We start from the raw sequence: 6,957 nt of genomic DNA on the forward strand, positions 1-6,957 counted from the left end.
TTCCTGTCGGGAAAGTGAGGCTTGGATGTTTGCCAATCTGACCGCCGAAACCCTGGCGCGGATGCAGTTTGCCTTTACCGTCTCGTTCCACATCATCTTTCCGGCGCTGTCCATCGGGCTGGCGAGTTTTCTGGCAGTGATGAATGCGCTCTGGCTGACCACAGGCGAGCAGGTCTATCGCACCCTGTTCGATCACTGGCGACGGATATTCGCGGTTGCCTTTGGCATGGGCGTAGTGTCGGGCGTGGTGATGTCGTTTCAGTTTGGCACCAACTGGGCCGGGTTCGCCGACAAGGCCGGCCCGGTGATCGGGCCGCTGATGGCCTATGAGGTTCTGACCGCCTTTTTCCTCGAAGCCGGGTTTCTGGGCATAATGCTGTTCGGGCGCGACCGTGTGGGCAACGGGCTGCATATGTTTGCAACGGCCATGGTGGCGTTTGGCACGCTGTTGTCGGCCACGTGGATTCTGTCGGTGAATTCCTGGATGCAGACGCCTGCGGGGTTCACCACCAACGACGTCGGGCAATTTGTGCCGACCGATTGGGGAGAGGTCATTTTCAACCCCTCGTTCCATTACCGGCTGAGCCACATGGTGCTTGCGGCGTTCCTGACCACCTCGTTGGTGATTGGTGGTGCGTCGGCCTGGGTGTTGCTGCGCGACCGGGCCGACCCGGCGGCGCGGCGCAGTTTTTCGATGGCGATGTGGGCGGTGATCATCCTGGCACCGCTGCAGATGTTTGCGGGCGACGCGCAGGGCCGCAACACGCTGGTTTATCAGCCGGTCAAGGTCATGGCGATCGAGGGGCATTTCGAAAGTTATCCGGATGGCGCACCGCTGGTTCTGTTCGGCATTCCCGATCAGAAGAATCAGCGCATCGACTATGACATCTCGATCCCCAAGCTTTCGAGCCTGATCCTGAAACACGACCTGAACGCGCCGCTGGACGGGCTGGACACGGTGCCTCTTGAAGATCAGCCGCCGGTCGGCATCGTCTTTTTCAGTTTCCGCATCATGGTGGGGCTGGGCGTGACGATCCTGCTGCTGGGTCTTTGGGGCGTGTGGGCGCGCTGGCGCGGGGGGTTGTTTCAGTCCCCATGGCTGCTTCGTGCCGCAGTAGCGCTGGGGCCCGCCGGGTTCGTGGCAATACTTGCGGGCTGGGTCACGACCGAGGTCGGGCGGCAGCCTTATACCGTTTACGGGGTGTTGCGCACGTCGGATTCGGTGTCGCCGGTCGAGGCTTCGGCGGTTGCCTCCAGCCTGACGGGGTTCATCGTCGTCTATGGTTTGGTATTCGCCGCAGGCGTCACCTATATCCTCCGCCTCATGTCCTCAGCGCCCGATGTGGGTCTGCCGGAACACGCGGGCAAGCCGGTGAACGTGGCCAGCCGTCATCCGCTGGACAGGAGGGACTGAGATGCTGGGGATCGAGCTTTCGACCATCTGGGCCGCGCTGATCGCATTCGGGGTTCTGGCCTATGTGGTGCTGGACGGGTTCGACCTGGGGGTCGGAATCCTGTTCCCGGCGGCAAGATCGGCGCGCGAACGGGCGCTGATGATGGATTCGGTCGTGCCCGTCTGGGATGGCAACGAAACATGGATCGTTCTGGGCGGAGGCGGTTTGTTCGCGGTGTTTCCGCTGGCCTATTCCGTGATCATGCCCGCCCTTTACCTTCCGATTTTCGGGATGCTTCTGGGGTTGGTTCTGCGCGGCGTTGCGTTCGAATTCCGCTGGCGCACGCAGAACTGGCGCTGGTTCTGGGACGCCGCGTTCTGGTGGGGGTCGCTGCAAGCGGGCTTCCTGCAAGGCGTCGTTCTGGGCGGCCTGGTTCAGGGCATATCCGTTACGGGCCGCAAATTCTCCGGGGGGACGTTTGACTGGCTGACACCGTATTCGATCCTGTGCGGGGTGGCGGTGGTCACGGGCTATGCCCTGCTGGGATCGACCTGGCTGAACCTCAAGCTCGAAGGGGAGTTGCAGGCCCGGATGCGCCATCTGGCGCGCCGTCTGACTTTTGCGGTTCTTGCCTTTATAGCCCTGGTTCTTTGGCGCACCGCCTTGCTGGAGCCGCAGTATCTGGACCGCTGGCTGAGCTGGCCCGCCGCCGCTTATTCGGTTGCGATGCCGCTGCTGGTTCTGGGCACAGGCTGGCGGTTGTTGCATGGCCTTGCGAGCGGGCGGGACCTGAGGCCGTTCCTGTCGGCGCAGTTGTTGTTCGTGATCTGCTATGTCGGGGTCTGTATCAGTTTCTATCCCGACATGGTGCCGCCCTCGCTGAGCATCGCCGAGGCGGCCGCGCCGGACAAAAGCCTGAGGTTCGCGCTGATCGGGGCGCTGATCCTGGTGCCGGTCATCCTGGCCTATTCCGGGTTTTCCTATTGGATCTTCCGGGGCAAGGTCGATCCGTCAAAGAGCTATGACTGATGGGCAGACGTCGTACGTTCACCCGTCTGGGCTGGTTCGTCCTCTATTGGGCGGGAGGAGTCGTGGTGCTGGGAGCGGTGACGCTGCTGATCCGCTGGGCGATCGGCTGACATTACTGAGATACGTGCAGCGCAAAGGCGCCAAGCAGGCCAAACAGGAACACGATCAAAAGCAGCAGCAACGCATCTGCCACCAGCGTGTCGTCCTCGACGTTATCCTTCGATGCGATGTTCCTTTTGATGTGTCGCATGCGCAAATAGGCGAGCACCAGAACCACACCTCCGGCGCCCAGCATCGAGGCCTCGGACCAGAAGGCCGCCTTGTCGCTTCCCAGCCGCGCGGCAACCAGTCCAAAGCCGATGATCCCGATGACCGTCCGAACCCAGGCCAGAAAAGTGCGCTCGTTGGCGGCGTGGTCGCGAAATTTGTCGATCATCGCCGCCTCCTATTTGGCCAGTCCGCGCAGGCCGCCGGAAATCAGGATATTGACCTCGTACAGCACCTGCGCGGCGGCCAGACCGCCGGGACTGGCCAGATAGTTCGGCGTCCATTCCGGGTCGAATTTCTGTTTGAAGGCGCGCAGCCCCTCGAAGTGATAGAAATGCTCGCCATGCTCATAGACCAGCCCGCCGATCCGATTCCAAAGCGAGGCCAGCTGCCGGTTCTCGATCCCGGAGAACGGCGCGGCACCCAGCGAGAACCAGTGAAACCCCTGCTGTGACCCCCACAGCATCATTTCGGCAAACAGTGCGTCCATGACAAAGCTCGGCGCGTCGGGTTCATAGCGCATCAGGTCAAGCGACAGCTCGCTTTTGTGCCCGCCCTGAAACAGGTTGGCAAAGGCCACGATCCTGCCATCCTCGCCATTGCGCAGGACCGCGTGGTCGAAATTGGACATATAGGCATTGGTGAACGCTCCAAGGGCAAAACCCTTTTCCTGGCCTTGCTTGTTGGTCAGCCACCTGTCCGAGATACCGTGCAGTTCGGACAGGATCGCAGGCACGTCCCTGCGCGGCACCACTTCGAACACATAGCCTTCGCGCTCGGCCCGGTTGCGGGCTTGCCGGAACCGTTTCTTGGACGAGCCGTCCAGCGTGAACCCGGTCAGATCGACCCGTGCCACCTCGCCGATCTTCAGGATCGACAGCCCGAGGTCGAGGAAAGTGGGCAGGTACCGGGGCGATACGCTGTAAAAGGCGCATTTCTTGCCTTCGCGGTCGGCCATTTCGCGCAGCTGCCAGATCAGCTGACGCCCGGCCTCTTCGTCGCCGACAGGTTCGCTTTTGGAAATCAGCGAGGCGCCGGTATCGGCATAGGCCAGAAAGGCCGTTTCGTCTGGCGAAATCAGGAACAGCTTGTCGCCGGACAGCGAGATCTGCGACTCGGTATCGGGGCTTTCCAGCGCCAGTTTCCGCACCACCTCGGGGATTTCCGCCGGCGCACTGGTCTTGACCGGCTTGCTGAGGAACGAGTTGAAGGCAACCGCAACCAGGATGATCGCCACTACAAGGCTGGAGCGCAGGAACCGGGAGGCATCGCCGTGCCACGCGAAATCCCACCAGAGCGCATTCTGATAGGCCACGTGGCCATAGGCATACATACCGATCCAGAAGATCGCCGCCATCAGGGCGAGGATGCCGATGAACCACGGGATGTTCAGGCGAAAGATCGACGCGCCGGACACCCGATAGAACGCGCCTCGAAAAAGGCCCAGCAGGGTGATGCTGAACAACATGCAGATGGCTTCTTCGGCATCCAGCCCCTTGTTCAGAGACAGAACAAACCCCACCGCCATCAGCAGCATCGCCACCACCCAGGCGCGGTAAAGCTTGCGGTAAAGGCCGCGCGATACCAGAACCAGCAACAGGCCGACCACGCTGCCCAAAAGGTGCGAGGCTTCGACAAAGGACAGGGGCAGAAAATCGCGCAGCACACCCAGCCGGCTGGTGTCGGCGGGCAGCGCGCCGGAAATCAGCAGGATCACTCCGGCCAGCATCGCCACCGCCGCTGCCGCCATCGGAACCACCGGGCGGGTCATGCGATAGGCCCATGTGGCCGCGCCCTTGACCGCATGTCGTCGGGCGATGGCGCTGGTTATGGCGATGGTAGTGCAGGCCACGAGGAAGGGCACGAACGTATAGACCAGCCGGTAGAGCAGCAGCGCGGCGATCACGTCGGACCGGCCCGACGCGCCCAGCCCGGCAATCAGCGTGGCCTCGAACACGCCGATACCGCCCGGTGCGTGGCTGAGGATGCCGAGTGCGATGGCGGCAATGAAGATGGTGAAGAAATACGGAAAGCTCGAAACCAGATCTGCGGGCATCAGCACCTTGAGCGTCAGCGCCGCCCCCAGGACATCACCGATGGCCGCCAGCGTCAGCAGGGCGGCCAGCCGGAATCCCGGCAGGTCAAAGCCGAAGCCCAGAAAATCGAACCGCCGCGCGCCGCCGGTCAGCCAGCCAAAAAGCAGCGCCAGCGCCACCAGAAAGCCGATGCCGATCACGGTCTCGATCATGTCCGACAGTGGCAGGACAGTGGACAGACCGCTGGGGTGCAGGGTCAACAGAACCCCCAGTATCAGGCACAGCCCCATCCAGAACGCCACCCATGAGGTGGCGATCACCCCCGCCACGCGGCCAAGATCCAACCCGAGCGAGGCATAAATGCGATACCGAACGGCAGTGCCGGTGATATAGGAAAAGCCCAGAAAGTTGGAAATCGCATATCCGCTGGCCCCGGCGATCCCGGCCACGCGGGCCGGAACCTGGCCATCGGCCACGCTGCGCACGGCCAGAATGTCGTAAAACGAGATCGACAGGAAACTGACCGCCGTCCAGACCAGCGCCAGCGCCAATGTGCTCCATTTGCTGTCGGCGACATCCGCCTTGACGTCCGTCCATTTGACATGCGCCGACAGGTCCCGCAGCACGACAAAGGCGATGGCCACGATCACCAGCGGCACCACCAGTTTCAGCAGCGGATGTGCCAGCAGACGGGAAACCCGACCGGGCAGGTCAAGGGGCGGTGTGTCCTGTGTCTGTTCGGTGTTACTCAACGATCATACCCGGTTCCTGCGCTACAAGTGCCGCCCCTGCGCGGGCGCGAGACCTGCAAGCCGTTGGCATCGAAGGTTATCCTCGCACAGTTGACGCAACCTGCCTAGTGTTCGCCGATTGTGGTTCCGGGGGCCTGGTCCGCCGAGACAAGCCGCTGTCGCTGAACGCCCAGGCCTTCGACACCCAGTTCCACCACATCGCCCGGTGACAGATACACTTGCGGATTTTGTCCCATCCCGACACCCGGTGGCGTGCCCGTACTGATCACGTCGCCGGGATGCAGGCTCATGAACTGCGAGACGTAAGAGACAAGCTCGGCCACGCCAAAGATCATCGTGGCCGTGTTGCCGTTCTGGCGGGCCGTCCCGTTGACGTTGAGCCAAAGCTTCAGGTTCTGCGGATCCGGCACTTCGTCAGCTGTCACCAGCCACGGGCCGATGGGGCCGAATGTGTCGGCGCTCTTGCCTTTGACCCACTGGCCCCCGCGCTCCATCTGAAAGCTGCGCTCGGATATGTCGTTGGCAACGCAATAACCGGCGACATGGTTCAGCGCCTCGGCGACAGGCACATATTGCGCCGCGCGGCCGATCACCACCGCAAGCTCGACCTCCCAATCCGTCTTGACGGATCCCCTCGGGATGATCACGTCGTCATTGGGCCCGCAGATGCACGACGTGGCTTTCATGAACAGAATGGGTTCCGTCGGTACCGGCAGCCCCGATTCCGCCGCATGGTCGGAATAGTTCAGGCCGATGCCGATGAACTTGCCCGGCCCGGCAACACAAGGGCCGATTCTTTCGGTATTCGGCAAGACGGGCAGTCCTGCCAGCACCGCCTGACCCAGTTCCGCGAGTTTGGTCGGCTCGAGGTTCGATCCCCCCCAATCCGCCACCAGAGACGAGGCGTCCAGCCGCCGCCCGTCATCGTCCAGAATCGCCGGCTTCTCCTGCCCCGGCTGCCCGATACGCATCAGTTTCATTTCGTCATGTCCGCCTTGCTGTCGACTGTCCCGGCAACCCTAGGGAATTAGGGGCGTCTGGCAAATACTTCCGGGCGCATGCGGGGCCGAAACCGACAGGCCCGATGTAAAGTGCTGCGGTAAAACCGACTCGCGGTACTTGCAGGTGGAGTGGATTCTTGTGCCGCCAAGATGGGCGTCCACAACATATGGTGCGATGGTCCGATTGTTTGGGGTTTTGTTTTGTTATTTTTTGGGATGTGTGTTTGTGGTGTTTGTTTTTTTGGTTTGATTTGGGCGGGTGTATTTCTTGTAAGGTGTTGAAAACAGGTTGATTTATTGGGGTTTTGTATTTTTTTTGGATTTTGTTGATTTTGTGCTTGCGGTGATTTGAGGTTGGGCCTAGAACGCCCCTCACCGGCGGCGCTGAGGTGCTGTTGGGGGGCTGGATGGAGCGGCTGGGACGGATTGAGTTCTGGATTGGCTGCGAAGCGAGGCGACAAACTGAGGCGATGATGGG

6 protein-coding genes are annotated in these 6,957 nt (G+C 61.7%); 2 read left to right on the top strand and 4 right to left on the bottom strand.

Annotated elements, in window-relative coordinates; translation table 11 throughout:
* The first annotated feature begins 25 nt into the window (after nt 1–25).
* On the top strand, nt 26–1,414 hold the full coding sequence (locus AC2FNB_RS13615; RefSeq protein WP_496747165.1) for a cytochrome ubiquinol oxidase subunit I: 1,389 nt from the start codon (nt 26–28) through the stop codon (nt 1,412–1,414).
* A gap of 1 nt (nt 1,415) precedes the next feature.
* Nucleotides 1,416–2,423 (top strand): cytochrome d ubiquinol oxidase subunit II, encoded by a 1,008-nt coding sequence (cydB, locus tag AC2FNB_RS13620; protein ID WP_480750602.1) that lies wholly within the window; start codon nt 1,416–1,418, stop codon nt 2,421–2,423.
* Between the two features lie 112 nt (nt 2,424–2,535).
* Here the strand turns inward: cydB and AC2FNB_RS13625 are convergent, their stop codons facing one another.
* From AC2FNB_RS13625 to AC2FNB_RS13640, 4 genes are all read right to left on the bottom strand, one after another.
* Nucleotides 2,536–2,859 carry a YidH family protein gene (locus AC2FNB_RS13625; RefSeq protein ID WP_480750601.1) on the bottom strand — a complete coding sequence of 108 codons (324 nt, stop codon included), beginning with the start codon at nt 2,857–2,859 and terminating at the stop codon, nt 2,536–2,538.
* 9 nt (nt 2,860–2,868) lie between these two features.
* Nucleotides 2,869–5,478 (bottom strand): bifunctional lysylphosphatidylglycerol flippase/synthetase MprF, encoded by a 2,610-nt coding sequence (mprF, locus tag AC2FNB_RS13630; protein ID WP_496747167.1) that lies wholly within the window; start codon nt 5,476–5,478, stop codon nt 2,869–2,871.
* A 104-nt stretch (nt 5,479–5,582) separates the two neighbouring features.
* Nucleotides 5,583–6,458 (bottom strand): fumarylacetoacetate hydrolase family protein, encoded by an 876-nt coding sequence (locus AC2FNB_RS13635; protein WP_496747168.1) that lies wholly within the window; start codon nt 6,456–6,458, stop codon nt 5,583–5,585.
* A 47-nt stretch (nt 6,459–6,505) separates the two neighbouring features.
* Nucleotides 6,506–6,957, bottom strand: a 452-nt coding sequence (locus tag AC2FNB_RS13640; RefSeq protein WP_496747170.1) for a hypothetical protein, incomplete at its 5' end; no start/stop codon positions are given.

This window comes from Ruegeria sp. BHSB058 (assembly GCF_059613285.1).

Excerpts from the sequence above, each read along its gene's own strand:
- AC2FNB_RS13625 (WP_480750601.1), bottom strand. The coding sequence starts at position 2,859 with ATGATCGACAAATTTCGCGACCACGCCGCCAACGAGCGCACTTTTCTG.
- cydB (WP_480750602.1), top strand. The coding sequence starts at position 1,416 with ATGCTGGGGATCGAGCTTTCGACCATCTGGGCCGCGCTGATCGCATTC.
- AC2FNB_RS13615 (WP_496747165.1), top strand. The coding sequence starts at position 26 with ATGTTTGCCAATCTGACCGCCGAAACCCTGGCGCGGATGCAGTTTGCC.
- AC2FNB_RS13635 (WP_496747168.1), bottom strand. The coding sequence starts at position 6,458 with ATGAAACTGATGCGTATCGGGCAGCCGGGGCAGGAGAAGCCGGCGATT.